The organism is Pseudomonas sp. PSPC3-2, assembly GCF_049897085.1.
Lineage (GTDB): Bacteria > Pseudomonadota > Gammaproteobacteria > Pseudomonadales > Pseudomonadaceae > Aquipseudomonas > Aquipseudomonas paraveronii.
Genome location: NZ_JAFCVO010000012.1, coordinates 72,060 through 97,967, shown reverse-complemented (window position 1 = coordinate 97,967; position 25,908 = coordinate 72,060). Strand labels below are relative to the sequence as shown.

At 56.3% G+C, this 25,908-nt stretch carries 24 protein-coding genes, 1 tRNA gene and 1 pseudogene; 18 read left to right on the top strand and 8 right to left on the bottom strand.

The annotated features are described in order from the left end of the window. The first annotated feature begins 1 nt into the window (after position 1). The gene (locus ACP7CJ_RS20255; RefSeq protein WP_426101301.1) at positions 2 to 793 is read left to right on the top strand and encodes an amino acid ABC transporter ATP-binding protein; all 792 of its coding nucleotides are present in this window, start codon (positions 2 to 4) and stop codon (positions 791 to 793) included. Here the strand turns inward: ACP7CJ_RS20255 and ACP7CJ_RS20250 are convergent. Together ACP7CJ_RS20250 and ACP7CJ_RS20245 are read right to left on the bottom strand one after the other, a co-directional pair. Beyond that, a complete protein-coding gene (locus tag ACP7CJ_RS20250) occupies positions 790 to 2,172 on the bottom strand; it encodes an amidase (protein ID WP_426101299.1) in 1,383 nt (460 codons plus the stop codon). The two genes, ACP7CJ_RS20255 and ACP7CJ_RS20250, sit on opposite strands and share 4 nt — an antisense overlap. A gap of 13 nt (positions 2,173 to 2,185) precedes the next feature. Further along, positions 2,186 to 3,517: an MFS transporter gene (locus ACP7CJ_RS20245; protein ID WP_426101297.1), complete on the bottom strand. Its 1,332-nt coding sequence runs from the start codon at positions 3,515 to 3,517 to the stop codon at positions 2,186 to 2,188. A 245-nt stretch (positions 3,518 to 3,762) separates the two neighbouring features. Here ACP7CJ_RS20245 and ACP7CJ_RS20240 point away from each other — a divergent pair, with 245 nt between their 5' ends. Beyond that, complete coding sequence (locus tag ACP7CJ_RS20240) at positions 3,763 to 4,764, top strand: LacI family DNA-binding transcriptional regulator (protein WP_426120569.1); 1,002 nt, start codon at positions 3,763 to 3,765, stop codon at positions 4,762 to 4,764. Between the two features lie 199 nt (positions 4,765 to 4,963). On the opposite strand, the gene ACP7CJ_RS20235 is transcribed toward ACP7CJ_RS20240, so the two are convergent. Then, the gene (locus ACP7CJ_RS20235) at positions 4,964 to 5,602 is read right to left on the bottom strand and encodes an amino acid permease (protein ID WP_426101293.1); all 639 of its coding nucleotides are present in this window, start codon (positions 5,600 to 5,602) and stop codon (positions 4,964 to 4,966) included. Positions 5,603 to 5,786: 184 nt separating this feature from the next. Here ACP7CJ_RS20235 and ACP7CJ_RS20230 point away from each other — a divergent pair, with 184 nt between their 5' ends. The 16 genes and pseudogenes from ACP7CJ_RS20230 (at position 5,787) to ACP7CJ_RS20155 (ending at position 21,438) form a co-directional block, all read left to right on the top strand. Continuing rightward, positions 5,787 to 6,248, top strand: a complete 462-nt coding sequence (locus tag ACP7CJ_RS20230; protein ID WP_426101291.1) for a hypothetical protein — start codon at positions 5,787 to 5,789, stop codon at positions 6,246 to 6,248. A gap of 69 nt (positions 6,249 to 6,317) precedes the next feature. Next, positions 6,318 to 6,557, top strand: coding sequence for a hypothetical protein (locus ACP7CJ_RS20225; RefSeq protein WP_426101289.1), 240 nt, complete (start codon positions 6,318 to 6,320; stop codon positions 6,555 to 6,557). Between the two features lie 176 nt (positions 6,558 to 6,733). Further along, the gene (locus ACP7CJ_RS20220) at positions 6,734 to 7,228 is read left to right on the top strand and encodes a hypothetical protein (protein WP_426101395.1); all 495 of its coding nucleotides are present in this window, start codon (positions 6,734 to 6,736) and stop codon (positions 7,226 to 7,228) included. Positions 7,229 to 7,568: 340 nt separating this feature from the next. After that, positions 7,569 to 8,744: pseudogene (locus tag ACP7CJ_RS20215) on the top strand (tyrosine-type recombinase/integrase). A gap of 725 nt (positions 8,745 to 9,469) precedes the next feature. Further along, positions 9,470 to 9,652, top strand: a complete 183-nt coding sequence (locus ACP7CJ_RS20210) for a hypothetical protein (protein ID WP_426101287.1) — start codon at positions 9,470 to 9,472, stop codon at positions 9,650 to 9,652. Between the two features lie 146 nt (positions 9,653 to 9,798). After that, a complete protein-coding gene (locus tag ACP7CJ_RS20205; RefSeq protein WP_426101285.1) occupies positions 9,799 to 12,003 on the top strand; it encodes a Mu transposase C-terminal domain-containing protein in 2,205 nt (734 codons plus the stop codon). 55 nt (positions 12,004 to 12,058) lie between these two features. Then, positions 12,059 to 12,781, top strand: a complete 723-nt coding sequence (locus ACP7CJ_RS20200) for an AAA family ATPase (protein ID WP_426101283.1) — start codon at positions 12,059 to 12,061, stop codon at positions 12,779 to 12,781. A gap of 26 nt (positions 12,782 to 12,807) precedes the next feature. Further along, on the top strand, positions 12,808 to 13,383 hold the full coding sequence (locus tag ACP7CJ_RS20195) for a hypothetical protein (protein ID WP_426101281.1): 576 nt from the start codon (positions 12,808 to 12,810) through the stop codon (positions 13,381 to 13,383). Positions 13,384 to 13,522: 139 nt separating this feature from the next. Beyond that, positions 13,523 to 15,526, top strand: coding sequence for an AAA family ATPase (locus ACP7CJ_RS20190; protein WP_426101279.1), 2,004 nt, complete (start codon positions 13,523 to 13,525; stop codon positions 15,524 to 15,526). 367 nt (positions 15,527 to 15,893) lie between these two features. After that, positions 15,894 to 16,259, top strand: a complete 366-nt coding sequence (locus ACP7CJ_RS20185) for a Mor transcription activator family protein (protein ID WP_426101277.1) — start codon at positions 15,894 to 15,896, stop codon at positions 16,257 to 16,259. Between the two features lie 13 nt (positions 16,260 to 16,272). Beyond that, positions 16,273 to 16,656 carry a Mor transcription activator family protein gene (locus ACP7CJ_RS20180; RefSeq protein WP_426101275.1) on the top strand — a complete coding sequence of 128 codons (384 nt, stop codon included), beginning with the start codon at positions 16,273 to 16,275 and terminating at the stop codon, positions 16,654 to 16,656. Beyond that, positions 16,653 to 17,351, top strand: coding sequence for a Mu-like prophage major head subunit gpT family protein (locus tag ACP7CJ_RS20175; RefSeq protein WP_426101273.1), 699 nt, complete (start codon positions 16,653 to 16,655; stop codon positions 17,349 to 17,351). Before ACP7CJ_RS20180 ends, ACP7CJ_RS20175 begins: the two co-directional genes overlap by 4 nt. After that, entirely contained in the window at positions 17,236 to 17,547 is a 312-nt protein-coding gene (locus ACP7CJ_RS20170) for a Mu-like prophage major head subunit gpT family protein (RefSeq protein WP_426101393.1), read from the top strand. Before ACP7CJ_RS20175 ends, ACP7CJ_RS20170 begins: the two co-directional genes overlap by 116 nt. Positions 17,548 to 17,561: 14 nt before the next feature. Next, positions 17,562 to 17,954, top strand: a complete 393-nt coding sequence (locus tag ACP7CJ_RS20165) for a hypothetical protein (protein ID WP_426101271.1) — start codon at positions 17,562 to 17,564, stop codon at positions 17,952 to 17,954. A gap of 110 nt (positions 17,955 to 18,064) precedes the next feature. Continuing rightward, entirely contained in the window at positions 18,065 to 20,503 is a 2,439-nt protein-coding gene (locus ACP7CJ_RS20160) for a phage tail tape measure protein (protein WP_426101269.1), read from the top strand. A gap of 200 nt (positions 20,504 to 20,703) precedes the next feature. Further along, on the top strand, positions 20,704 to 21,438 hold the full coding sequence (locus tag ACP7CJ_RS20155) for a hypothetical protein (RefSeq protein ID WP_322214046.1): 735 nt from the start codon (positions 20,704 to 20,706) through the stop codon (positions 21,436 to 21,438). Positions 21,439 to 21,669: 231 nt separating this feature from the next. On the opposite strand, the gene ACP7CJ_RS20150 is transcribed toward ACP7CJ_RS20155, so the two are convergent. From ACP7CJ_RS20150 to pheS, 5 genes are all read right to left on the bottom strand, one after another. Then, positions 21,670 to 21,746: transfer RNA gene (locus tag ACP7CJ_RS20150), tRNA-Pro, on the bottom strand. Positions 21,747 to 21,836: 90 nt separating this feature from the next. After that, complete coding sequence (locus ACP7CJ_RS20145; protein WP_003174972.1) at positions 21,837 to 22,193, bottom strand: MerR family transcriptional regulator; 357 nt, start codon at positions 22,191 to 22,193, stop codon at positions 21,837 to 21,839. Continuing rightward, complete coding sequence (gene ihfA, locus ACP7CJ_RS20140) at positions 22,174 to 22,476, bottom strand: integration host factor subunit alpha (RefSeq protein WP_002553164.1); 303 nt, start codon at positions 22,474 to 22,476, stop codon at positions 22,174 to 22,176. Before ihfA ends, ACP7CJ_RS20145 begins: the two co-directional genes overlap by 20 nt. Positions 22,477 to 22,479: 3 nt before the next feature. Next, on the bottom strand, positions 22,480 to 24,858 hold the full coding sequence (gene pheT / locus ACP7CJ_RS20135) for a phenylalanine--tRNA ligase subunit beta (protein ID WP_426101267.1): 2,379 nt from the start codon (positions 24,856 to 24,858) through the stop codon (positions 22,480 to 22,482). A gap of 26 nt (positions 24,859 to 24,884) precedes the next feature. Beyond that, a complete protein-coding gene (gene pheS, locus ACP7CJ_RS20130; protein ID WP_276194039.1) occupies positions 24,885 to 25,901 on the bottom strand; it encodes a phenylalanine--tRNA ligase subunit alpha in 1,017 nt (338 codons plus the stop codon). Positions 25,902 to 25,908: the final 7 nt, after the last annotated feature.

The following is a 25,908-nucleotide window of genomic DNA, read 5'->3' as shown; positions in this document are numbered from 1 at the left end:
CATGCCAGCGACAAACACCCAACGTCACCTGCCCGGCAACGCTGCGTTACCGGACACACGCGATGTCGTGGTCAGCATTGAAGGGCTGAACAAGTTCTACGGCGCCTACCATGTCTTGCATGACATCGAGCTGAACGTGCGCGAAGGCGAACGTATCGTGCTGTGTGGGCCTTCTGGCTCGGGAAAATCAACACTGATCCGTTGTATCAACCGCCTGGAAATCGCTGAGAAAGGCCATATCCGGGTCAACCACACCGACCTGGCGCTGGACACCCGCCAAGCGGCTCAGGTGCGTAGCGAGATCGGCATGGTGTTCCAGCACTTCAACCTGTTCCCGCACATGAGCGTGCTGCAAAACTGCATGCTGGCGCCGATGTCGGTGCGGGGTCTGTCGCGCAAGGAAGCGCAAGAACTGGGGCGTTTCTACTTGAACAAAGTCGGTATCGAGAACCAGGCCGACAAGTTCCCCAGCCAGTTGTCCGGCGGGCAACAGCAGCGCGTGGCCATTGCCCGGGCGTTGTGCATGAAACCCAAGATCATGCTGTTTGATGAGCCGACTTCAGCCCTCGACCCGGAGATGGTTGCCGAGGTGCTGGATGTGTTGGTCAAGCTCGCCGACACCGGCATGACCATGCTCTGTGTCACCCATGAAATGGGTTTCTCCCGGCAGGTCGCAGAGCGGGTGCTGTTTCTCGACGGCGGCCGGATCATTGAAGACAGCCCACCAGAGGCTTTCTTCAATAACCCGCAAAGCCCCAGGGCGCAGAGCTTTCTTGCGCAGATCCTGCATTAGCGTTCAGTGGGCTCCGAAGCCACTGCATGCCCTGCGAATCGCTGCGCCATTACCCTCAACAATTGATCATCCTCCCCTGCTGCGCCAATGACCTGCAGCCCCACCGGCATCCCTCTCACCAGCCCCACCGGCAGGCTGATTGCAGGTAACCCGGTGAGGTTCCAGGCACTGGTATGACTGAGCAAGGCGGCGCGCACATCAATGTCCTGCGCGCCAACCTGCACCTCACGCGCATCAACCACCGTCGCCGTGATCGGCACGCTGGGCGAGACCAGCAAGTCATAGCGCTTGAACACCTGCGCCATCGCAGTCTTGAGGCGTGCCTGGCTGGACTGCGCGCGGATGTATTGCCAACCCCTGACTTCACACGACAACTCGAGGCGTTCGCGCACCTCGGCCTCGAACATGTGCGGCGCACTCTGCATGCGCTCGGCGTGAACATTGAAAGCCTCGGCGCGTTGTAACACCTGCAAGGTCGCTTTCATGTCGGCCGACAGTTGCGCCAGTTCGTCGACCTCTTGTAGCCCCTCGCCAAAGAGCTGTTGCGCCGCCTGGTACACCTGGCTATCCAGCTCCGCGTCTACCGGGCCGAAGCTGCCGGACCTGATCCAGCCAATCCGCAACGGTCTGGGGTTAGCCAACGGCGCACACGTGCGCCCGGCGATCACCTCGAACAACAGACGCGCATCCTCGACGTGGTTGGCGATCGGGCCCACATGGTCGAGACTCGACGCAAGCGGGAACACGCCGTCCAGCGGCACGCTGGCAAATGATGGCTTGAAGCCGACCACGCCGCACAACGCCGCAGGAATACGGATCGAGCCACCGGTATCGGTACCCAGCGCCAGCGGCACCATGCCGCTGGCGACTGCGGCGGCGCTGCCGGCACTCGACCCACCAGTGATGCAGTTGGCGTTCCAAGGGTTGCGCGCGGCGCCCTGCAGCGAGCGGTCGCCCGTCGGGCCGTAGGCGAATTCATGCGTCAGGGTCTTGCCCACGATCACCGCGCCCGCCTCGCGCAAACGCTTCACGCACACCGCATCGTGCTCGGGTTTAAAACCTGCAAAATGCGCCGAACCGTAGGTGGTGACATAGTCGAACGTATCGATGTTGTCTTTGACCGCCACTGGAATACCCTGCAACGGCCCCAGGTCCAGGCCCTGTTCGAACAGTTCATCAGCCTTGCGCGCCTGCGCCAGCGCCACGCTTGCATCGACGCACACGAAGGCGTTCAAGATCGGATTCAGCCGCTTGATGCTGTCAAGGGCCGCCTGCGTCAGCTCGACACTGGTCAGGCTGCCCGCACGAAGGCGCTGGGCCAAATCAGTGACCGATTGAGCAAAAAAATAGCCAGCATGGGTAGGCTTCGTCATGTTCATACAAACAGCTCCATCAAACCACGGCGGGTAAAGGGGACGGGGCAACGTGCCGACTGCCAGGGCGCACCATCAACATCGCGCCCATGCCCAGCGCAGTGGCCACCGCCGCCGCGACGAACATCGACGAGTAGCCGTAGCGAACGGTCAAGTAGCCGGTCAGCATCGGTGCGATGAACGAGGCGGTGTTGGCAATGAAATGCGTCATGCCGCTGTAGGCGCCCACGCGGTTCGACGGCGCGGTATCGATCACCACGGCCCAGTAAACAGAGTTCGGTAGCGCATTGAGGGCGTTGGCCACGGTCATCAGGGCAATCACACCCCACACCGTCTGGGCCTGCGAGACCAAGATGAAGCACAGCGTGGTCAACAGCAGGCAGGTCGCGGCCAGCCAACTGCGCGCCACCTTCAGGTTGCCGGTGCGGCGTAGCAGCCAGTCGGATAGCTTGCCGCCCAGCAACACGGTGAAGCAGGCGCCGGTCCAGGGGATCATGCCCATGTACCACAGCGACGAGAGGTTGTAGTGAAACTCGTCCTGCAGGTACTTGGGGGTCCAGGTCAGCAGTAGGAACGTCACATACACGAACGAGAAGTAACCGACAGCGTTGAGCAGCAGGTCCTTGTTCTTGAAGAAATGCCACACCGGCGTGACGCTTGTGTCAGGGGGCGAGGCATGGGCTGCCGTGGCACGCTCCTGACGCAGGAAGTCGAGCTCGGCCTTGGACATCCGAGGGTTCTCATCAGGGGTGTTGGTGAAGCGTGTCATAAAGAAAATCAGCAGCGCCAGGCTGACCACGCCCAGCACCACGAACATGCTACGCCAGTCGCCAGTCAGGGTTTGCAGGCCCACCGCCACCGGTGCCGTGAGCAGCGCACCGAGCGGGGTGCTCAGCAGGCCGACCGAAACCACGAAGCCTCGCTCCTTGGGCGTCGCCCAGTTAGCGACGCTCTTGTTGATCACCGAATACGCCGGGCCTTCGGCAAAGCCAAACAGAACGCGAATGGTGGCGAAACCGGCCATGGCCGAGCCGTCCATGAACGCGAGCCCAAAGTCGCCTGCAAACGCGGTGGCGATCTCAAAGATCGACCAGGTGGCCCCGGCAATCAGCCAGATGCGCTTGGCGCCAAAGCGGTCGGCCAGAATGCCGCCGATCAACGCCCCGAGAATGTAGCCGTAGCCGAAGAACCCCAACACATTGCCCCAGTCAGCCTTGTCGAAGCCGTACTCCGGAAGGATGCTCGCCGAGGCATAAGAAATCGCGCCACGGTCGATGTAGTTGAGCAATGCCATCAGCATGATCAGGAAGAAAATCTGGTAGCGGAAACGTGGGATAGCGGGACTGTTCATAGGATCTGACTCTTCAAATGATGGCAGAAGTCAAAAAATCGGCCGCGTCCGGCGTTTTTTTATTGTTTTACCCAAACGTTTGGGTTGGCAAAATGTAGAGAGTGGAAAAGTGTTAGTCAATCGTTTGGGTAAAGATTTATTTCGCGGGCGGGCGCGTCGATTGAGATAGAATCGCGCGCTGGAAATAGATGCTTGGAAGCCTCTCAGACATGCCGAATCAATCTCGCCCCGCCACACTGAAGTCCATGGCGACTGCTCTCGGGGTACACGTCTCGACGGTGTCGCGGGTGCTCAATGGCGACCCGGCCGGGGTCGAGCGAGCGGCTTCGACGGAGGTCGTGGCGCGTATTCGAGCATTGGCCAAAGAGCTGGATTATCGGCCGAACACGCAGGCATCCAACCTGAAATTGCGTAAAAGCCAGGAGATCTGCGTGCTCATGCCACGCCTCACCGACCTGGTGATGGCGACCATTTACGACAGCATCGACAGCGCGGCCGAGCAAGCGGGCTATCTCACATTCGTCGCCAACACCGACGACCAGCAGGCACGCCAAATGGCACGTGCCGAGCACGCTTTGCGCCGCTCGGTGGCCGGGCTGATCGTCGGTGACTCTCACGTGGGTGAAACCCAGCCATTGCTTGACTTGCTTCAACGCAAACACATGCCCTACGTACTCGTCAGCCGCCAGATTGGCGGGCACCTGACGGCGGGCAGCGACGACGAAATGGGCGGCTGGTTGGCGGCCGAACACCTGTACCAACAGGGCTGCCGCGATGTGGCGATACTGGCGGGTGAACGGCATGCGTCCACCGGGGCAGATCGGACCCGTGGGTTCATCCGCTATTACCGCGAGCAAGGCATAACACTGCGCCCGGAGTGGACCCTCAATGGCCCTTTTGACAGCCTCACCGGGCACAAGCAAGGCGAGTATCTGTTGGGACTCAACCCTGCCCCGCAGGCGTTTTTCGCGGTCAACGACTTCCTTGCCATCGGCCTGATGGGGGCGGCGCGCGATAAGGGATTGGCGCCGGGCAAGGACATTGCAGTGGTCGGTTTCAACGACACCCCACTGGCCAAAGAACTTTTCGTGCCGCTGACCAGTGTGCGCCTCCCGCTGGCGCAGATGGGCCTGCATGCGGTGCAGTTGCTGCACAAGCGCATTCTGGGCGAACCTGCCGAGTCGATCATCCTGGCGCCACAGTTACAGGTGCGGGCTAGCTCCTCGCTGTTGCGGCGCGCTGATTGAAGGGCTAGCGCACGCTGCTTGGCCGGCAGGGCCTGCGTCGCGCGGTGTGATGGGGACTCGCCTAGACGTCTGTGCCGGCCAGCTCTCGGGGGAGACGCCATTACCGGCCTCACGAGCACCCACCGCCACCATCGGTACTGCGGCGTTGGCCTTACCGCTGGTCACATCGGGGAAATCGACGCATCGACCCTAATCGAAACTACAAACTCAAGTAGCCCGAGAACAAGCCCAGCAGCCCCGCACACGCCATCGCTACCACCCCAAGACACACGACCCATTCCACAGGGCTGAGCTTTTGCCGCTGCTCCCGCTTGCCGAGGATAAACAGCGGTAGACCGACCATCCACACCACGGCCGCCAATAACACGTACTTCAAGCCAGCGCCGTAAAGCATGAACAACACAAAGCACACCGCAAAGCCTGCCAAGGCCATTTCCCAGTAGCGCCCGGGCGCCTTTTCAGGCTCGTAGCCTCGTCCATTAAGGCCGCACTTGAACGAGTACATTGACGAGAGCAAATAAGGAAACAGCGCCAACGAGGTAGAGAACGACAGTAGCGCCAGGTAACCGGCGTTACTGACGCCCGCCACCAGGATCATCGCTTGGGCGATGCCCGTGGTCAGCCACATGGCATTGCGCGGCGCACCGTTTTTGTTGAGTCGGCCCAGCCATTGAGTGGCACTCTTGCCCCGTCCTGCGAGCATCACCTCTTCGGCGCTCAGGGCCACCCAGGCAATTAACGCCCCGACTACCGAGACGATCAGACACAGGTTAATCAACAATCCACCCCAGGGGCCGACCATCGACGCCATCAACCCCGCCATGGACGGCTGGTGCAAGGTGGTTACACGCTGATCCCATGGCGCGGGAAGCCTGCCAGCGAATGCCCAGACGGCCCCCGATACAAGGCGATCGGCAACAGCAAGGCCGTCACAGTGGTTCGCTGGATCGGCCGGCGCCTTCTGCAACAACTCTGAACTCCCCCACTCCACCGCCCGGGCATGGCCCGGCAAGGAAATTGCTGTGTCCGAAGTAACGAAATTCAAGATAATCGGCTACATGGTTGAGCGTTCGCGGGTTGGTGGTGCGGAGTACGTCATGCTTTCCGACTTCGACCGTGTAACCGCCGAGCGTAACGCGGCGCTGGGGCGTGAAGCTGCGTTGCGGGAACAGATTGCCTCGGCAAACGAATGCGCGCTGACTTACTCAGTACAAGCGGAAGCCCTGCAACAGCGCCTGACCGCAGCGGATGAGCGGGCGGATGTGCTGGAGGGCCGCAAGGGTGATCTTGAGCTTTCGTTGATGTGGGTTCGCAGCCAGCTCACAGACGCTGTGATCCTTCGGTTTATCGACATTGCACTCAAGCCATCAGAGGGTGGTGGCGATGAGGTGATCTGCACCCTGTGCATGGATCATAAGACGATCAAGGTTTCATCGTCGCCATGGGCTCAGGGCTGTCCCGACTGCTGCGGCGAGGAAGGCTGACATGCAACAACTCCCCGCCTACTGCTGGTGCCTACTGGCACTGGCACAACTGATTTGCTGAGGTGATTTATGCGGAACATCAAAAACCGCGAAGGATATGACCTTTGGGACAAAGTGCACCAGTTACCGCGCTTCAACTTCTGGCGCGGCGGCGAGGATGAAAAAGGCAGCGTCATTCGCGTGCCGGAAAAGCATGGGAACTGGGTCAACTTCAACGACCTGACGACACTGGCCGATCAGTACCAGGACGAAATCAACAGCCTGCGCGAGCGAATTGCTCGCCTTGAACCGAAATCGGTGAAGCCATGACCACCAACCAAACGATTGACGGCGTGCCGCGTGAGCTGCTGGAACCCTTTGCGACATATGTGTCGGATAGTCCTAATGCGATTATGCGGGCAAGGGCAAAAGAGCTGCGCGCCCTGCTGGATGCGCCCGCCAATCCCCCTACATGCCTGCCGGTGAGCGGCGGGCGAGGAATTCGTATGTCAGGAGTTCAACGATTTCACGAAGCAGCCAACGACGCATTGGTCAAACTCAGCAAGCATTGCGTGCCGGGCACCAAGATGGCCTTGGTGATTTACGCACCAGGCGAGCCAGAGCTCGACATCGTCCTTCAAGACAAAGGTTTGAGCCTCGACGAGGTGATCTCAACCTTGCGTCGCAGCGGGCTGAGCATCGACGGCGACAACGCCTACAAGCGCGATCTGTGTGACTCGATTGTCGGAGCCCTGGCCATGGGCGCACAGAACACCAACCCGCCGCCGGCGGATCACTGGGGGCAGCGCTTCTGGGACATCGGCCGGGAGGAACGCGAGCTGCACGAAGAGCTGGTCGCCGCGCTGAAGATCACCCGCGAGAACCTGCGGGCCTGTCAAGCAACCATCCACCTGTGTGGCGGCTTTGATCCGGCATATGTAAACGATGCCCAGGCAGCAATTAAGGTTGCAGATGCCGTACTCGCTAAGGCCACCCGATAACCCATCTTCTGCCGCCCAGCGCGGCAAGGACACCAAATGACCATCAATTCAGCACGGCCCGGAATGGGCTGTGGGAGGTAGCTATGGGCGCTCAACAGCTAATCCCGCGATTCATTCGAGCAAAGGAAGCGCCCGGCTATCTGGGCATGTGCCGGGCAATTTTCGACGAAACCGTCCGGCCCTACGTTAGCGAATTCCCCATAGAGGGCCGTGGCGTCGGGTTCGACAGGCAGGAGTTGGACGACTGGGCCACGGCATACGTCGAGGCAAAGGCGATTGATAAAAAAGGCGCAACGGAGCAACAATCGCCCCGCAGCGAGCGCCAGAAGGGAGATAAATCATGGCGCGAAAATCGATCACAGGCCTCTCCCAAAGGAAAGGTCTCTGGCATATCGACAAGAAAATCAACGGAGAACGACTTTACGAAAGCACTGGAACTGGTGACCGGGAAGAAGCGGAGCGCTACCTGATCTACCGGCTGGAGCAGATCCGGCAACAGAAGGTGTACGGCGTAAAGAAGGTCAGGATCTGGCGGGAGGCGGCGACTCGCTTCCTGCTGGAGTTCAAAGACCAGCCTTCAATCAAGCTGTCGGCGCATCACCTTTCGCAGCTCGACCCATTCATTGGCGACATGCCGCTGACCCACATCGATGACCAGGCCTTGGTGCCATTCATCAAGGATCGGTTGGCGACGAAGAAGCTGGAGGACGGGAAGGTAAAGAAGGGAGTCAGCAACAGGACGGTGAATATCTCGATCGAGCGCGTGGTTCGGGTTTTGTCGTTGTGTGCCAGGAAGTGGCGAGACGATGAGCGCAGGCCATGGCTGGATAGCGTGCCGATGCTCACGAAGCTGGAATAGAAGAAGTCGAGCCGCAAGCCGTACCCAATGTCATGGCCGGAGCAGTCGATTCTTTTTGGAGAGTTGCCGGCTCACCTGCAAACGATGGCGCTGTTCAAGGTGAACACCGGCACGCGTGAGCAGGAGGTCTGCAAGCTGAGGTGGGACTGGGAGATCGCGGTACCGGAACTGGGCACCAGCGTCTTCCTGATACCGGCCGACTTTGGGGGGAGGCACGAACGCTCCGGCGTCAAGAACGGCGACGAGCGGCTGGTCGTGCTGAACAGCGTGGCCAGGTCGATCATCGAGAAGCAGCGCGGCATCAGCAAGGAGTGGGTTTTCCCATACGACGGAACCGCGATGCACCGAATGAACGACTCGGCCTGGAAGAAGGCGCGGGTGAGAGCGGCAAAACTCTGGCAGGAGGAAAACCTTCGCCCCGCTCACCCAGGCTATGCATCCATAAGGATTCACGACCTTAAGCACACATTTGGCCGCCGGCTGCGCGCGGCAGGCGTAACCGAGGAAGACCGCAAGGCTCTTCTGGGGCACAAGAACGGCAGCATCACCAGTCACTACTCGGGCGCAGAGCTCGGGCATCTGATTGAAGCTGCGAACATGGTATCAGCAACCGATTCGCGAGGACCTGTGAGGAGGTGGCAGCTTTGGCACTGGTGAGGAAGTCGGCGGGAAGAAGCGGGATTATCCGAGACAAATCGAGCCAAGCCAGGTAGATCAAGGGTTTCCAGAGAGAACCTTCTTCCGATTCCCCTCTGAATCAGTGCCAAAGACACGCTAAGCGAAAAGAGATGATTATTAGCGATTTTGTATGCGTTTAGCGGGTTCTTTGGCACACCGACCTCATAAGCTTGGAGTTGCCAGAACGCCCGAGAACAAGGCGCTTCAGCTCTCTCCCTGCCCAGTAAATTGGTTCCTTTTCTAGCAGGGGAAAAGGAACCGAACATCTTTTCAGTTTCTATTGTTTCGTTTTCACAGCAACATATTGTTTTATATAGGCTTTTTAAGAGTCTAGATTTACGAATCGGATGATCAGAAACGGACGCAAAAAGAAACGGATGCAACGCCCTTCCCGAGTAACCTTTCTATCCCCTACGAAACGTTAGCTCTTGCCGATCACATGGGAAACCGCTAATGTCCACATGTCGCTGCACATCAGCGACCGGGTTTGACGGCCCGAGCAAGTTGGCGCATAAGCGCCCACCATTCGACAGCAGGCGCTTTTTTTGTGCCTGCCGTTTAGTGTTATGGCGGCTGTGCGTGGGGCACCTTCGGGTGCGCTGGGTGCCAACTTTCCCGGTCCGTCAACCCGCGCACAGCTGCCACCCTAAATCGTTTGACGGCGATTGGTGACAGCTCCACATATTAAGTTGGAGCAACACCCAATGAAGCAACATACCCGAAATCCGTCCGCGCTTAGCCGCGCAGCAGCCCTCAGAGCTATGGCTCTCTCCGCTCTGCGAGCAGACTCATCACTTTCAGTACGCCTTGGTCGTTACAACGCCGCCATGGAAAAGGCGCGTGCTCTTGAATCAAGCCACGATGTTGCGGAGGTGACCCATGGCTAACTTCAAGCCTCTCGACACCAACTCACAAGGCTCTTCAAACCCAGTCCTTTACCTCAATGACAGTGCAACTCGACGGGATCTGATGGACGCCGCTGACTGGCGTCTAGGTGCCGTTAAAGACCTGCTTTCTGTACTGAGCGTTTGCAATGCAGATGACACTGGGGCTCGGGACATCGCGAAGGTTTCGCGTGCTCTACAGCTACTGGTTGAAGATGCTGACTCTCTATACCAGGCCGCTCGCCAAGCAGCATAGCGATAGCTACAGGCCCTGGCGCCAATGGCACCAGGGCCTGTCGTCCGGTAACGAAGCAGGAGGTCTGCTGATGCAAAACTGGTACACCGCCAAAGAGCTCGCCGGTTTAACTGGCATGCCAAAAACGACTCAGGGCGTTAGGAAAGCTGCATCGCGTGCGGGCTGGAAAAGCCAACTTAGGCAAGGCTCAAAAGCACAGGAATTTCCATTCGCTCAATTACCGGTTGATACCCAAACAGCGCTAATTGCCCGTTCAGTCGCAACGCTGCAAACGTCACCGAGTGCCAATACCCACCAAAATTTATTAGAGCGTGACACTGTTTTTCCGTCACGCTTAAACGAAGGTCAACGCTCTGTAATGACGGCTCGCCTAGCTTTTGTGCGCGAGGTCGAGCGATTGAATAACACCACCAGTCAGCAACGCGCCATCGAGACTCTAGTAAGTCTGGCGAAAGCCGACCAACTCAGCACATATCTGACCGGCCTCGTGGAACGGGCGAACAATCGTAAATCCGGTGAGCGGTCTTTGAGCGAGCGCACGCTAAAACGCTGGCTGGCCGACTATCGTAAAAAGGGTGAAATCGGCTTGGCTCCAGCGCGCCGCCAGAAAGACTTGAGTCTGCCAATATGGTCGGCGGCATTCCTAACCTGCTATCAGCGCCCTACCAAGCCCAGCGTCGAAGCGGCTTATGCCGAGTTCGCCCTCAAGCGTCCAGCCGACCGCCCGAGTATTCATGTCGTCCGCCGCTTCCTTAATAAGTTGAGTGCCGAGGTCCGCGAGCGCGGCCGTCGCTCCCCGCAGGAGCTGAAGGCCCTTCAACCCTTTAAACGCCGGACCACCAAAAGCCTGCTTCCATGCGACGTGTTTACCGCCGACGGACACAAGTTCGACGCAGAGGTTTTGAATCCGCGCACTGGAAAGCCATACCGCCCGGAAGTAACCACCGTCCTAGATGTCGCCACCCGCAAGGCCGTCGGTATTTCCATCGGTGAAGCCGAATCGACCATCGGTGTTATGGACGCTTTGCGCGATGCCATGAAGCACGGCATGTTCGCCTTCTTCTATGTCGACAACGGTTCTGGCTTCGCCAACGACACTGTCCGCGAGGTAGTCGACCGTCTGGGCGGCACCATGACCCATGCTTTGCCTTACAACAGCCAAGCACGGGGCCTAATCGAACGTTCTCACCAAACGATATGGGTCAACGCTGCTAAGAAACTAACCAGCTACATCGGCGCGGACATGGACAAACACGCCGGGACAAAGGTACATCGAATTGGCCGCAAAGAACTGCGCGAAACCGGGAAAACACGCCTGATTCCGACCTTCGCCGAGTTCATGTCTGGTGTCGAATATGAGATCGAAACCTACAACAACTGCCCACACCGGGCGCTCGCAAAACTCCGCGATCCGCTGACCGGCAAGATTCGTCACATGAGCCCAAATGAGTCCTGGAGCGCAGCCGTTGCCGCTGGTTGGGAGCCGATTGTGGCACCCGCCGAGTTGTTGAATGACCTGACACGCCCGCAAGTTATCCGCCCGACACGTCGCGGCGAAGTTACCTGGTCCGGCGAAACCTATTTCCTGGACGCTTTGCGTAACTTTCAGGGCGAGCAAATCCGCCTGGCATACGACGTCCGCGATTCATCCCGCGTTTGGGTCCGCACGCTGGACGGGGAGTTGATCGGCGAAGCAATCCTCGACGGCAATGCCAGCGATTACATGCCGAAATCCATGATTGAAAAGGCCTACGACAAACGCGAGAAAGGCCAGATGAAACGCGCCGTGGACAAGCTGGAAACGCTGACCGCCAGCCGCGTAGAACTGATCACTACCTCCCCAGCGCCATCCGCCGACCTCAGCGACGAGCGACTGGCCGACGCCCAGCGCTTTGCCGCAAGCCTCACGACTCCCAAAACCAATAGATTCGAATTACCTAACGACCCGATTGGTAGATATCGACTGTGGGAAGCACTCAACAGGCGCTTCCAAGCCGGGGAGCTTCTTAACGTAGAAGAAGGTTTATGGCATGAGCGATACCCGCGCCATCTCGACTTTACCGCTATCAAGCGGATGTATGAGCACGCCAACTCGTAGGGCCATTGCCAACACCTATGGCCGATAGCACGTATACAAAATGGAGAAGCATGGAATGAGCGCACCGAAGATAGTCCCCCTGACGAACGTCGGCTTGCTGGCTAGCGCAGTTGAGCGCGCTATGGCACGACCATCCAACTTACCCGGATTAGTGGTGATGTACGGTGCTAGCGGGCTAGGCAAAACCGTGGGAGCAACATTCGCTGCCAACATCTATCGCGCCTATTACGTCGAGTGCCGGGACACTTGGACAAAGAAGGCCTTTCTCGCCGCCGTTTTGCGGGAGATGACGATAGTGCCAAGCCGCACCATGTCGGAGATGGTTGATCAAATCGCAGATCAATTGTCACGGAGCGGGCGCCCTCTTATCGTCGACGATGCACAGTACCTTCTAGAAAAGGCAGCGGCCAACGTTCTGACGGACATCTATAACGCCAGCCACGGGACCATTGTTCTGATCGGAGAAGAGCGCGTACCGTTCAGCCTAGCCAAACTTGAGCGCCTACATAATAGGGTTTTGGAGTGGGTGCCAGCACAACCTGCCACACAGGAAGATCTGCGAACGTTGTCAGCCGCCTGCTATCCACACCTCCAGATTCATGACGACCTTCTTGAAGACCTACGAAAAGCCGTGCGCGGCTGCTTACGTCGCGTGGTGGTAAACCTTTACCGCCTACAATCCGAAGCCCACGCGTTCGGCTGGGACTCTGTTGATAGCGCGCAGTGGGGAGACCGTGGCTGGTTCACCGGTGAGGCACCATTGCGGAGAACACTCTGATGGGCATTGGCCGGAAGCCCGCACACATGGTCATTCAGGACGGTAAAAGCAATCGTCAGCGTGTGTGGGAAATGATTAGAAAGCACGCTGAGGGTATTAGTTGTTACACCATCAGTAGGCGCACTGACCTCAACGATGAAACCGTTCGGACATACATAAACAGCCTGAGGAAAGCTGGCTATCTAGAACGCGGCGATGGTATTGGGGATCAAGCAGAATTCCGGTTAGTTCGTGACGTGGGCACCGAGGCTCCCCAGCTTCGATTGGACGGCACCCCAAGCCAACTAGGTCGAGGTACAGAAGCAATGTGGCGCACGCTCAGGATGCTGGACGAAGTCAACGCGACCGAGCTAGCGATGTACGCCAGTACAGCGGCGGCGACAAGCATTGCCACAGCAAAAAACTATCTCAAGTGGTTGAACTGGGCTGGCTATCTGACCGTGGTTACTCCTGCGCAGCCAGGGAGACAAGCACGCTATTGCCTTGCGCATGGCATGTACACGGGACCAATAGCACCAATGATCCAGCGTGGAGGGCAGGTCTTCGATCCTAATCTCGGAAAGGTCGCATTTGTCCGGAAAACGAAACCGGCCGATGAGTAATCAACACATATTGCGCTACCTGAACGCCGGTAGATCTTTCAGATAATCAATAGCCATATATGCCCTCCTACCCTATGTGATACCTCCACGGCCTCGGGTACTATCGCTGGTCAGGGTACTCAACATAGGGAGAGACGCAGTGATCCTCATATCCGCGCAAGTCGGGCCGTTCCGTTCCATAAACACGATTCAAAACGTCGAAATCGACCAAGACGTCACCGTTTTGGTCGGCATGAACGAAGCCGGGAAAACTGTTTTTCTTAAGGCGCTGCATAAGTCTCAGGATGCGTTAGGCAAGGAGAAATTCAACCCTACCGATGATTACCCGCGTAAAGATTACACCTCCTACATGAAGCGTCATGCGGAAAATCCAGAGGCGGCAACACGACTGACGTATAAGTTAAAAAAGGAGGAAGTTGATCAGATTAACAAACAACTCAAAACGGACATTCAGCCAGATTTCACCTTCTCGGTATCTCACTCATACGACAACAAAAAAACAATTGAACTGAATGTCGATGAGGCCCCGGTGGTACAAGCGCTGGCTCTCACGGTCGGATTAAGCAGTGACGCGGCAGCAAAAATCAAAAAATGCAAAACCTTGAGACAAGCACTTTCAGAGCTTAAGGAAATAGACGCGAACGAGGCAGATAGCACTTTTTTGACGGTGCTAGAAGCACGCGCATCAGCAACAGAGTGGGAAAGTGTTGTTCAATACGAGACATGGAATTTTTTATCAAGCAGACTTCCAAAATTCCTTTACTTTAGCGATTACGACCTACTACCAGGCAAGCTTAACCTAAAAGATCTGGCAAGCCGTGTAGCAAATGCCAAAGCCGATCCAAGCAACGCAAATAAACAGATCCAATCGAAACATCAGGCAGTTCTGGCACTGCTTCGCATGGCAGATGTGGACATGGATGATTTTTCGGGAAGCACTGGATACGAGGAATTAAAAGCAAAAGTTGAAGCTGTATCAATTAGCTTAACAGATCAGGTTCTGGAATTTTGGAAACAAAATGAAGACTTAGAGGTCGAGGTCGATATTCGTTCCGACGCAAATGACGAAGCACCATTTAATGACGGCCCGAACTTATATTTACGGATAAAAAACCGCCGCCATCGAGGAGTAACAACTCCTTTTGATCAGCGTAGCAGAGGATTCATTTGGTTCTTCAGCTTCTTAGTCTGGTTTGATAGTGTACAACAACAAGTAGATCCTTCAGGCGCACCAAAGCATAGCCAGCTGGTTCTGCTCCTAGATGAGCCGGGTCTTGCGCTGCACGCATTAGCTCAAGCGGATTTCTTACGTTACATTGATAACCTCGCAAAAGACCATCAAGTCATCTATACAACTCACTCGCCTTTCATGGTGAACTCAAACCGTCTCCATCAAGTACGCGTGGTTGAAGACAAGTCACCAGGTGGAACTATTGTTTCTGACAATTTGTCAGGGTCTGATGCTCGGACTATTTTTCCACTTCAAGCTGCGCTGGGTTGGAGCGTTGCTCAAAATCTCTTCATTGCAAGTAAGAACTTATTAGTTGAGGGCCCGTCTGAACTCGCATACCTACTGACTGCCTCAGCCCTTCTAGAGGCTTGCGGTGAAGAAAGCCTCTCGTCGGACGTAACTATCGTTCCTGTTGGAGGCCTAAGCAATGTAGCGACCTTTGTGTCCTTGTTAGGGGCAAACGGTCTTGAAGTCGCAGTGCTTCATGACTTCAGTGGAAAACCTGAACAGAAGCTTGATGGACTAATTCAGCAAAAACTGCTGGCAAAAAAATCAGTGTTTAACGTTTCACAATTTCGCGACGCATCAAAATTCGGCCAGAACACCGTTCCAAGCGATATCGAAGATCTTCTCCCCATAGGGCTTTACCTTGAGTACTTTAATAAGGCCTATATAAAGGAGCTCAAGGGCGTCCCGGTCCTCGAATCCGAGCTGCCGGAAAGTGATCGCATCGTACATCGTATAGAGCGAGCCCTGGAGGCTAGGGAGATCAAAGTACGACCTTCGGGTGGCTTCAATCACTACGCGGTCGCAGCAGCTTTCTCTACCGCCCCACCAGAAACACTTGATGAAGCCACGCGCCTGAGGTTCGGTGCGCTTTTCAAGTCAATCAATGACGTTCTCACCTCATAAATCACTGCTCGGCACCTCAGCCGGTCCGCCCCCGACGACCGGCTTTACTTCCCGAAAGAATTGTATCTGCCTATAGAGCGATTCAAGGCGCGCAAATCCCTAAGCCAACCGCTGATCTATCTTTCTTTCGATCACCGTTTCTAACGCGGGTCTAACGCCCTTCATGGCTGCGCAATACGGCCCACTCCCACGTGATACGCCATTCAATGCGCAAAGTAGCTGGTCACGGCTTCACTCGAATGCCTTCTCTATATAAGACGCCGCTGTTGTTCCGCGCCGAAAACCTTAAACCCCCCTGATATACGAACCTCTAAGAGAAAGCGTTTCAATGATTCCTGTCGACGCAAGGTTGGTTGGAGACATTGAAATGCATGAAGCCGAGAAAAAGGCCGGACGAAAGAAAGACTTGAATCCTTTGCCTAAGAGCATGATCGAGATGCTCGAAATAATAGAGCACTCCATTAATAAAGAAATGGAACTCGATGCCTCGCCTCATCACTTGGCTAAATCGGCAGTTGTCGCTATATGCGACGTGATGGGCGGCGGAATGATTTATCTCCCACGCGGTACAGCACTAAAGAAAAAGCTCAGAAGTGAAGCTCTTTACTCTGATTTTCTGAGCGGCATTCCGCATGAAGAGTTAATCAGGAAATACGCAATAGCTTCACAGACCGTGTACGACATTATCACTGACGAACGCGCATTGAGTCTTGAGGCGAGATTTAAACACTAAGGGGGTTCGGGGTGTGAGCGAACAAGATGAGCAGAGCAAAACGGGAAAACGGGTTCCAAGTTTCACCTGGGAAGGAACTGCGCTGAAGCTTTTCAAATCAGTTGAAAGCTCAATTACACACGCTTTTGAGCAAGGTTCTACTCCAGAACATCTTGCAAGTGAAGTGATCACGGGACTTTCCAAGTATTTTGGAGGCCGAGTCATTTATATCCCCAAAGGTTTCAGATACGACCGAGAACAGCGTAACAAAGAAATATATAGCGACTGGAAAAACGACGTATCAATTAGCGACCTATCAAAGAAGCATGGACTCACGTCTGCAACAACGTATGACATCGTTGCCAACTTCGCGAACGAAGAAGGCTTGAAGAAATCAAAAAACAGGTTTATCAAATGATCGTTACACAAAACACCATTAATGCACTATTCGTTGCTTTCAAAGCAGTATTCCAAAAAGCACAAACAGGCACGCCGACCGATTGGCAAAAAATTGCCACCATCGTACCGTCCTCGACTCGCAGTAACACCTACGCTTGGCTGGGACAGTTTCCAGCATTCCGTGAGTGGGTAGGTGACCGCGTATTGAAGGATATGGCAGCTCACGGATACACAATTGATAACAAGAAGTATGAAAGCTCTATCGTTGTATCGCGTACTGATATCGAAGATGACCAAATTGGGGTTTACTCTCCGCTGATCGAGGAAATGGGGCGAGCGTCAACAGCCCACCCGAACGAATTGGTCTTCGCCTTGCTCAAGGCCGGCCTCACTACAAAGTGCTATGACGGCCAAAACTTCTTCGATACCGATCACCCGGTTTATCCGAACAGCGACGCGACCGGGGACGCGGTCTCGGTCAGCAACTTCCAAGATGGCGCTGGCCCCGCCTGGTATCTGCTCGATGTCAGCCGAGCGATCAAGCCGATCATCTTCCAGAAGCGTCAGGACTATGACCTTAAAGCGATGACCCGTGTTGATGATGAGTCGGTGTTCATGCGCGATGAGTACCGCTATGGGGGTGGATGCGCGGGTGAACGCTGGGTTCGGTTTCTGGCAGTTCGCCTACTGCTCGAAAGCACCTCTTACTGTTGAGAATTATGAAGCAGCCCGCGCCGCGATGATGGATTTCAAAAGCGACGGTGGCCGACCTCTGGGTGTTCTTCCGGGCATGTTGCTGGTGCCGCCAGTGCTTGAAGGAAAAGCTCGTTCACTGCTGGTCAAGGATGCTAACGGTGGCAATCCCTGGGCAGGCACCGCCGAACCTCTTGTCAGTACCTGGTTGAGCTAATAGGAGTCGTCACGATGAGTAATATCGATAAGCGTTGGGAAGGTTTGACCATCGATGGTGAACTGGCGGTCGGTGTGTACTACGCGGGCTCTCGGCACAAGACGTTCACCATGCGTATTCCGCTGGCAGGCGATTTGATCGACGTTCAAAGCGAGCATCCCGAAGCGTCGTTGCATGTGGCGACCATGGCTATTTATCACCGCCAGTTGTTATCGCTTGGTGATATTCCAGCCGAGGCGCTGACCTTCGATTTGCTGCGATCTGAACTGGCAGAAACTGACTTGGCGTTGTTGGGTGCCGCCGACGAAGCATTGGAAAAAAAGCTCGCGCTGCCGAGCGCAGCAAGCACGGCTGGCGACAAGTCGAACACGCCCTTGTCAGATTCGGCTACCGACTCGACGAAATAAACCGAATGCCTAAATCGGAGGTCGAGGCACGTCTCGACCTGCTCATAGGCAAACAAAAAACGGGGACTCGCTACGTGAGTAAACGACGCAAGAAAACCAAGGGGTAATTCATGTCCGCCGATCTACGCGTCGCATTACGTATCCAGGCAAATTCGGGCAACAGCCGACGCGAGATCGCGGGCTTGAATCGTGACCTGCGCCTGGCTGGTAAAGAAGGCGCTCGTGCCCTGGCAACTGAAGGCCAGAAAGCACAAACATCTATTTCAGGTATTGGCCGTGCAGGCGTCGGCAGCTTTAAAGCAATTCGACAGGCCATGCGGGACAGTACCAAAAGTGGGCGAGAGTTCCGCACCGAGGTCATTCAGACAGGTGCCGGACTCAAGGACATGGGCCAAGCAGCTCGTCGCGCCTCTCAGGAAACCAAGGCAACTCTACGCAGTGCAGAGCGCGAGGGCATCACGCCGCTTCGCACTGGTGTTGATCGTACCAGCACGAGCTTTCGGCAGTTAGCTCGTGCCGCGACCAGCAGTTTGCGCACTATTAAATCAGTGGCCGCTGCCACTCGGGCCGAGATCGGTCGGGTCAGAGGCATGATGTCGGGCGTTAATGGTCACTTAGCTGGAGCTGGGTTGGGTATCGGTGTTGGGCTGTCGGTAGCAAATAGTGCCAAGACTGACCGAAGGATGATCCAGCTGGGACAGACGGCCAACATGTCGCCGGCTCAAAATGAAGATATGCGCAAAGAGATATTCCGAGTATCAAAGTCGTATGGCAATGATCCCGACTCTATTCTGGGCGGTGCAGAAGCCTTGTTGGCTGGTGGTCTCAGTCCAAAGGCCGCGAAGTCGAGTATTGATGCTATCGGCCAGGCAAGCGCCCTGCGCAACGCCGATCCGACTATTCTGGCGGGCGCTGGTATGGCGGCAAAGGAGGCCTACGGATTCGACCTGGAGAACCCGGCAACGATGCTGGATATTCTCCAGAAAATGACCATCGCGGGTGATGCCGCCAAGGCCGAGCTGACCGACCTGGGCGACATCTTTAGCAAGGTTGGTGGCAATGCGAATGCCGCAGGATTTAAGTTTCACCAATCGTTGGGGTTGATCGAGTCTCTGTCGAACGTGGAACCCAACGCCGAAAACCTGCGCACGATGACCGGAAACTTTTTGTCGGTATTCAACACTGGCACCTACCAGCAACAAGTCAGCAAGACCACAGGCGTTGAGTTTTTCAACAAAGATAAAAGTCGTCGTGATCCTTTCGAAGTGATCGCAGATCTGCGTAAAAAGTACGACAAGATGCCTGATGACAAAAGCCGCGCTAGTTTTTTCAACGTGGTGTTCAAGAGCATGGATCGTGATGCAGTAACAGCATGGCGCTGGATGCTCACGGGGGATCGTCAGAGCAATATGGTTGGTATCTCTGACAAGGTTCATAACGCAGCACCTATTTTCAACCAGCAGCTCAAAGAGAACACCGGCAGCGCCACCGGTACGGCTGGGCGTATGCGAGCCACGTTACGGGACGCCACCGACCGCATGTCGCGTCCGATCAACGAAGCCTTTGCGAATATGGGCAGCTACCTGCTCGATGACTTGAACCTGTCAGGCGAGCAAATGATAGGTCTGGGTGCCGCCACCGCGATTGGCGGTTACTACACCGGACGTGGCCTCAAGAAAGGCGCTGGGGCGTTGCTGAACAAGCTGCCAGGAATGGGCAACCCATTGGAAACTATGCAAGGGATCGCAGTCGGGAAGGTGCTGGAAGAGGCCACGGGCGTCACTTCGGTGTTTGTCACCAACTGGCCGGGTAATATGGGTGGTGGCGTATCACCTGACATCTCGCTGGGCTCAACTGGCAAGGGGAAAACACCCTCCAACAGCGCCAAATGGATGAAAGCGGTTGAACCATATGCCAAGTATGCGATGTACCGGTTTCCTCAACTCGCGGGAGCGTTCATCCCAGGCTCCACACCTCAAGGTGATGATTCACGGCTTGATCAGGCTCAACGCAGCAAACTGTCAAACGATGATCAGCGCACCTACCAAACAGCCTTCTATCGCAACCGTATAGCCCTGGCCGATAAGAACCCTGAGCAGTCACAAGATTGGCTGTCATCAGAAGCTCAGCGCCTGGCACATCATGAAACGGGCCTGACGGCATCTGGCCTGCCGATTGGTGGTGCCAGTAGTTGGGCGGCAGGGATCGCTGATCGCGCCGTGAGTGCAGGTATGGCAACTCAAGCGGCGAATGCGAGGTTGCAGGCAATGATGACGCAGTCCAGTCCAGCCGATTGGATGTCTTCACAAGCACAACGGCTGACGGACACGAATTCCATGACAGCAGGTGGTAGTCAGCCGGGTGGTGCGTTTAGCGGAATGATTGGCACCGAAGGGGCAATGGGCGGCGTAAATGGTCTCAATGGCGCTATCAGCCGCTTGGAAGGCGTCCTCAATCGCCCGTTTGTATTTGAGGTAAGAACCGATACCAATACGGTATTCGCAGAGTTTGAGCGGCGGGTTGGCGTCCAGATGAGACGCGGAGGTTAAGCAGCAGGTTGTTGAGGGAAAGGGATGGTTTAATTCTCCGTTTGCCATCCCGCAGCACTTTGGCCTTGGACGCCTGGTTAGCGCTCCAAGGTCTTTTTTTGCCTAAATTTCGATATCAGTCAAAAAATGGCCAACACCCCCATGACACCGCGCTACGCTAGCAACGCATTCATGCAAGGACACTTCCCTAGAGTAACGGAATGAAAAAACTCAAAAACCCACTAACCTTGCTGGTTTTGATCATTGTTGCAGCATCGTTCAGTGCCCCTTTTGGAACACCGCAACTGGCAGCTTTCGCGAAAGACTTTCTACCCGCTGTAGCGACATTGATCGCCGCTTATGTCGGCGCCTCGTATGGAGCAACCTTGGTACGAGATGCGGCCCAAGAGGACGAGCGAAAAAGGCAGATAGGTGCTGGTGCACGTGCCATGTTCACGCTGTGGCGCCAGATAAATATTGTCGCTCAGATACAGATGGACTTTGTGGATGACTATCGCGACAACCCCTCGGTAGTAATTTCACTCCCCCCTATAGACTATCCATTGGATGAGCTGCCGAGGGTAGATCTAGATAGTCTTGCGTTCTTTCTTGACCTAGGAAATGCGGAGATACTGGAAGCACTGGTCATTGCCGAACAGAATTTCCTTCATGCGATAGACGTGGTCCGGACCCGTTCGACGCTGCACTATGTGGAAGTGCAGCCAATCCTCGAAAAGATCATCCCAAATGGCGGAACGATCTCGCACGGATCTTTAGAGCAAGCGCTTGGCCCACGACTGTTCTCGCAATTGATAGACCAGACGAAACGTCTGATTTTCAGGGTGGATAGATCAATCGAGGACTTGGATAAAGTGGCTGACGAACTTTACACGGCGCTTAAAAAAGGCTTTCCAAATGCAAAGTTTCCTCGGCCGTCGAAACCAGAATCTGAGTGACACCATTGCGGTGCCAAAAAATCCGCGAAATCCCGCGTTCCTAAGGCGGACACCCTGTGCCAAACATCCTGCAAGGCAGTGCCAAATCCGACGCCTCCTTACACTCGCGCGCACCAGCGCTGACGATTCTGAAAAGGAGGGAAGCGTGAAGAAAAAGGCCAAGGTCACTCGGAAAGTCACTATGGCAGAAACAACAAAGCCGCTAAAAAGCGGCTAAGTCATTGAAAAATATGGTCGGGACGGAGTGATTCGAACACTCGACCCCTAGCACCCCATGCTAGTGCGCTACCGGACTGCGCTACGCCCCGACTAGGCGTGTTACTGGGTTCGCTTCGCAACGAAGCGATCAGGAATATACCGCAAGCTTTTGAAATGTGGAAGTATTTTAAAAGCCTGAATTATTTCTTCAGAACCACCAGCACATCTTCGAGTTCGGAGATCATCTGGCGGATCAGTTGCTTGTATTGGGTGGTGTCGTCTTTGGCTTCATCACCGGACATGCGCTGGCGCGCGCCGCTTATGGTGAACCCCTGGTCGTATAGCAATGCACGGATCTGTCGGATCATCAGCACATCCTGGCGCTGATAATACCGACGGTTCCCGGTGCGTTTGACGGGGTTGAGTTGAGGAAACTCCTGCTCCCAATAGCGCAGCACGTGCGGCTTTACCGCACAGAGCTCGCTGACTTCACCGATGGTGAAGTAACGTTTGCCTGGGATGACGGGGAGCTCGTCGTTATGACTTGGTTCCAGCATAAGCCTCAACTCGGGCCTTCAACTTCTGCCCTGGACGAAAGGTGACCACACGGCGAGCCGTGATCGGGATTTCTTCTCCCGTTTTTGGATTGCGGCCAGGCCGCTGGCGTTTGTCCCGCAGGTCAAAATTGCCGAAACCGGACAATTTGACCTGTTCGTTGTCTTCCAGAGCGTGTCTGATTTCTTCAAAAAACAGCTCGACCAATTCCTTGGCCTCGCGCTTGTTCAGACCCAACTCTTCGTACAGACGTTCCGCCATCTCAGCTTTCGTCAAAGCCCCCATACGTCACTTCCTTAACGTGGCGTTTAACCTTTGTTCGAGCGATGTGAGGATATTTTGTGTCGTGGTATTCACCTCATCGTCATTAAGAGTGCGCGATGGATGCTGCCAGGTCAAGCCAACTGCAAGGCTTTTTCTATGCGGATCAATACCTTTACCCTGATAAACGTCAAATAGCCTGAGGTCCGTCAGCCATTCGCCTGCATTTTCACGGATTACATCCAGAACAGCCGTGGCGGACACTTCGCGATCAGCGATCAACGCCAGGTCGCGACGTACTTCAGGGAAGCGCGACAGCTCGCTGAATTTCGGCATCTTGCCCGAAGCGACTTCGGCCAGGACCAGTTCGAAAACGAAGACCGGACGGTCGAGACCGAGGGTTTTCGACAGTTCCGGGTGAAGAGCGCCGACGAAGCCCACCAGGCGACCTTCGCGCTCGATACGCGCCGTCTGGCCAGGGTGCAGCGCCGGGTGGCTGCCCGGCACGAACGTGAAGTCGTTCAGTGCTCCGGCAAAACCCAATACGGCTTCCACGTCAGCTTTAACGTCGAAGAAGTCCACCGCATCGCGGCCTTGGGCCCAACCTTCCGGCAAGCGGCTGCCGCAAACAACACCGGCGAGCATCGGCTCTTGCTTCAAGCCATCCAGTTGGCCGACGAAACGCAGGCCACTTTCGAACATGCGCACGCGGTCTTGCTGGCGGTTCAGGTTGTGGGAAAGCGCTTTCACCAAGCCTGGCCACAACGACGAACGCATGGCGGCCATGTCGTTGGAGATCGGGTTGGCCAACAACAGCGGCTCGACGCCTGGGTTGAACAGTTCGAACTGCTTCGGATCGATGAAGCTGTAGGTCACCGCTTCCTGATAGCCACGGGCAACCAGCAGACGACGCAGTTCAGGCAGGTGCGCGCGCGCTTCAGCCTTGGGTTGCGGCGCCAGGCGCGCTTGCGGGTAGCGAACCGGCAGACGGTTGTAGCCGTAGAGACGGGCCAGTTCTTCGATCAGGTCGACTTCGAGGCTGATATCGAAACGATGGCTTGGCACTTCAACGCGCCACTGCCCGGCTTCACCCACAGCAATACCCAGGCCGAGGGCCGAAAGCAGACGCTCGATTTCAGCCGGCTCGATCACCAGACCGAGCATCTGCTCAACGCTTTTGGCGCGCAGGGTGATCGGTGCAATCGACGGCAGGTATTGTTCGCTGACGGTTTCAGTGATCGGGCCCGCCTCGCCACCGGTGATTTCCAGCAGCAGACCAGTGGCGCGCTCCATGGCTTCACGCGCCAGTTTCCAGTCAACGCCACGCTCGTAGCGGTGCGACGCATCGGTGTGCAGGCCGTAGGAGCGAGCCTTGCCAGCGATGGCGATCTGGTCGAAGAACGCGCTCTCAAGGAAGATGTCACGCGTGGTTGCGGACACACCGCTGTGTTCGCCACCCATCACACCGGCAATTGCCAGGGCGCGGGAATGGTCAGCAATCACCAAGGTGTCGGCACGCAGGCTGACTTCCTGGCCGTCGAGCAGAACCAGCTTCTCGCCCTCTTCCGCCATACGCACACGGATGCCGCCATTGATTTCGGCGAGATCGAACGCGTGCAACGGCTGGCCGAGTTCAATCATCACATAGTTGGTGATATCGACGGCAGCGTCGATGCTGCGCACGTCGGCACGACGCAGGCGCTCAACCATCCACAGCGGCGTTGGCTTGGACAGGTCGACGTTACGGATCACACGCCCCAGGTAACGCGGGCAAGCGTTGGGTGCCAGCACTTCGACCGGGCGCACTTCATCATGCACCGCAGCGACTGCGGCAACCACCGGCCGGGTGACGGGAGCGTTGTACAGCGCGCCTACTTCACGAGCCAGGCCCGCCAGGGACAGGCAGTCGCCGCGGTTCGGGGTTAGGTCGACCTCGATGCTGGCGTCTTCCAGTTCCAGGTAGACACGAATGTCCTGGCCCACGGGCGCGTCTGCCGGCAGCTCCATTAGGCCGTCGTTACCCTCGCCCACCTGCAGCTCCGCCTGAGAGCACAGCATGCCGTTTGACTCAACGCCACGCAGCTTGGCCTTCTTAATCTTGAAATCGCCCGGCAGTTCTGCGCCGATCATGGCGAACGGAATCTTCAGGCCCGGGCGCACATTGGGCGCTCCGCACACGACCTGGAACGTCTCCGTGCCATTGCTGACCTGGCACACACGCAATTTATCGGCATCGGGGTGCTGCTCGGTGCTCAGCACCTCGCCCACGACCACACCGCTGAATACGCCGGCGGCCGGAGTAACGCTATCGACCTCAAGACCGGCCATCGACAGACGAGCAACCAGCTCGTCGCGGCTTACCTGCGGGCTTACCCAGCCACGCAGCCATTGTTCACTGAATTTCATCCTGCTCTCCTAAAGATTCGTTACGACTAGCGAAATTGCGCGAGGAACCGCAAGTCGTTGTCGAAGAACAGACGCAAGTCGTTCACGCCGTAACGCAGCATGGCCAGACGCTCAACGCCCATGCCGAAGGCAAAGCCCGAGAACTCTTCCGGGTCGATCCCGGACATGCGCAGCACGTTGGGGTGAACCATGCCGCAGCCCATCACTTCCAGCCAGCCGGTCTGCTTACAGACGCGGCAGCCTTTACCGCTGCACATCACGCATTCCATGTCGACTTCAGCGGAAGGCTCGGTGAACGGGAAGAACGATGGACGGAAACGCACCGCCAGCTCTTTCTCGAAGAACACCCGCAGGAACTCTTCGATGGTGCCTTTGAGGTCGGCGAAATTGATATCGCGATCGACCAGCAGGCCTTCGACCTGGTGGAACATCGGCGAGTGGGTAATATCGGAGTCGCTGCGGTACACACGGCCTGGGCAGACAATGCGGATCGGCGGCTTGTTCGCTTCCATGGTGCGGACCTGTACCGGCGAGGTATGGGTGCGCAACAACATGTTCGCGTTGAAATAGAAGGTGTCGTGCATCGACCGGGCCGGGTGATGGCCTGGGATGTTGAGCGCCTCGAAGTTGTGATAGTCGTCTTCGACCTCAGGGCCTTCGGCGATGCCGTAGCCGATATGGGTGAAGAACTGCTCGATACGCTCCAGAGTCCGGGTGATCGGATGCAGACCGCCCGAGGCCTGGCCACGGCCAGGCAAGGTCACGTCAATGGACTCGGCGGCGAGCCTGGCCGCAAGTTCGGCCTCCTCGAGCGACGCCTTTCGCGCATTGAGAACCTCTGTGACACGCTCCTTGGCGACGTTGATCAGCGCTCCGACTTGCGGACGCTCTTCAGCCGGCAAATTCCCCAGGGTCTTCATCACCTGAGTCAATTCACCCTTTTTGCCAAGGTAGTGAACCCGGATTTGCTCCAGGGCATTGATATCTTCAGCGCTTTGCACAGCCTCAAGAGCTTGAGCGACGAGCGCGTCCAGGTTTTCCATGTACAGA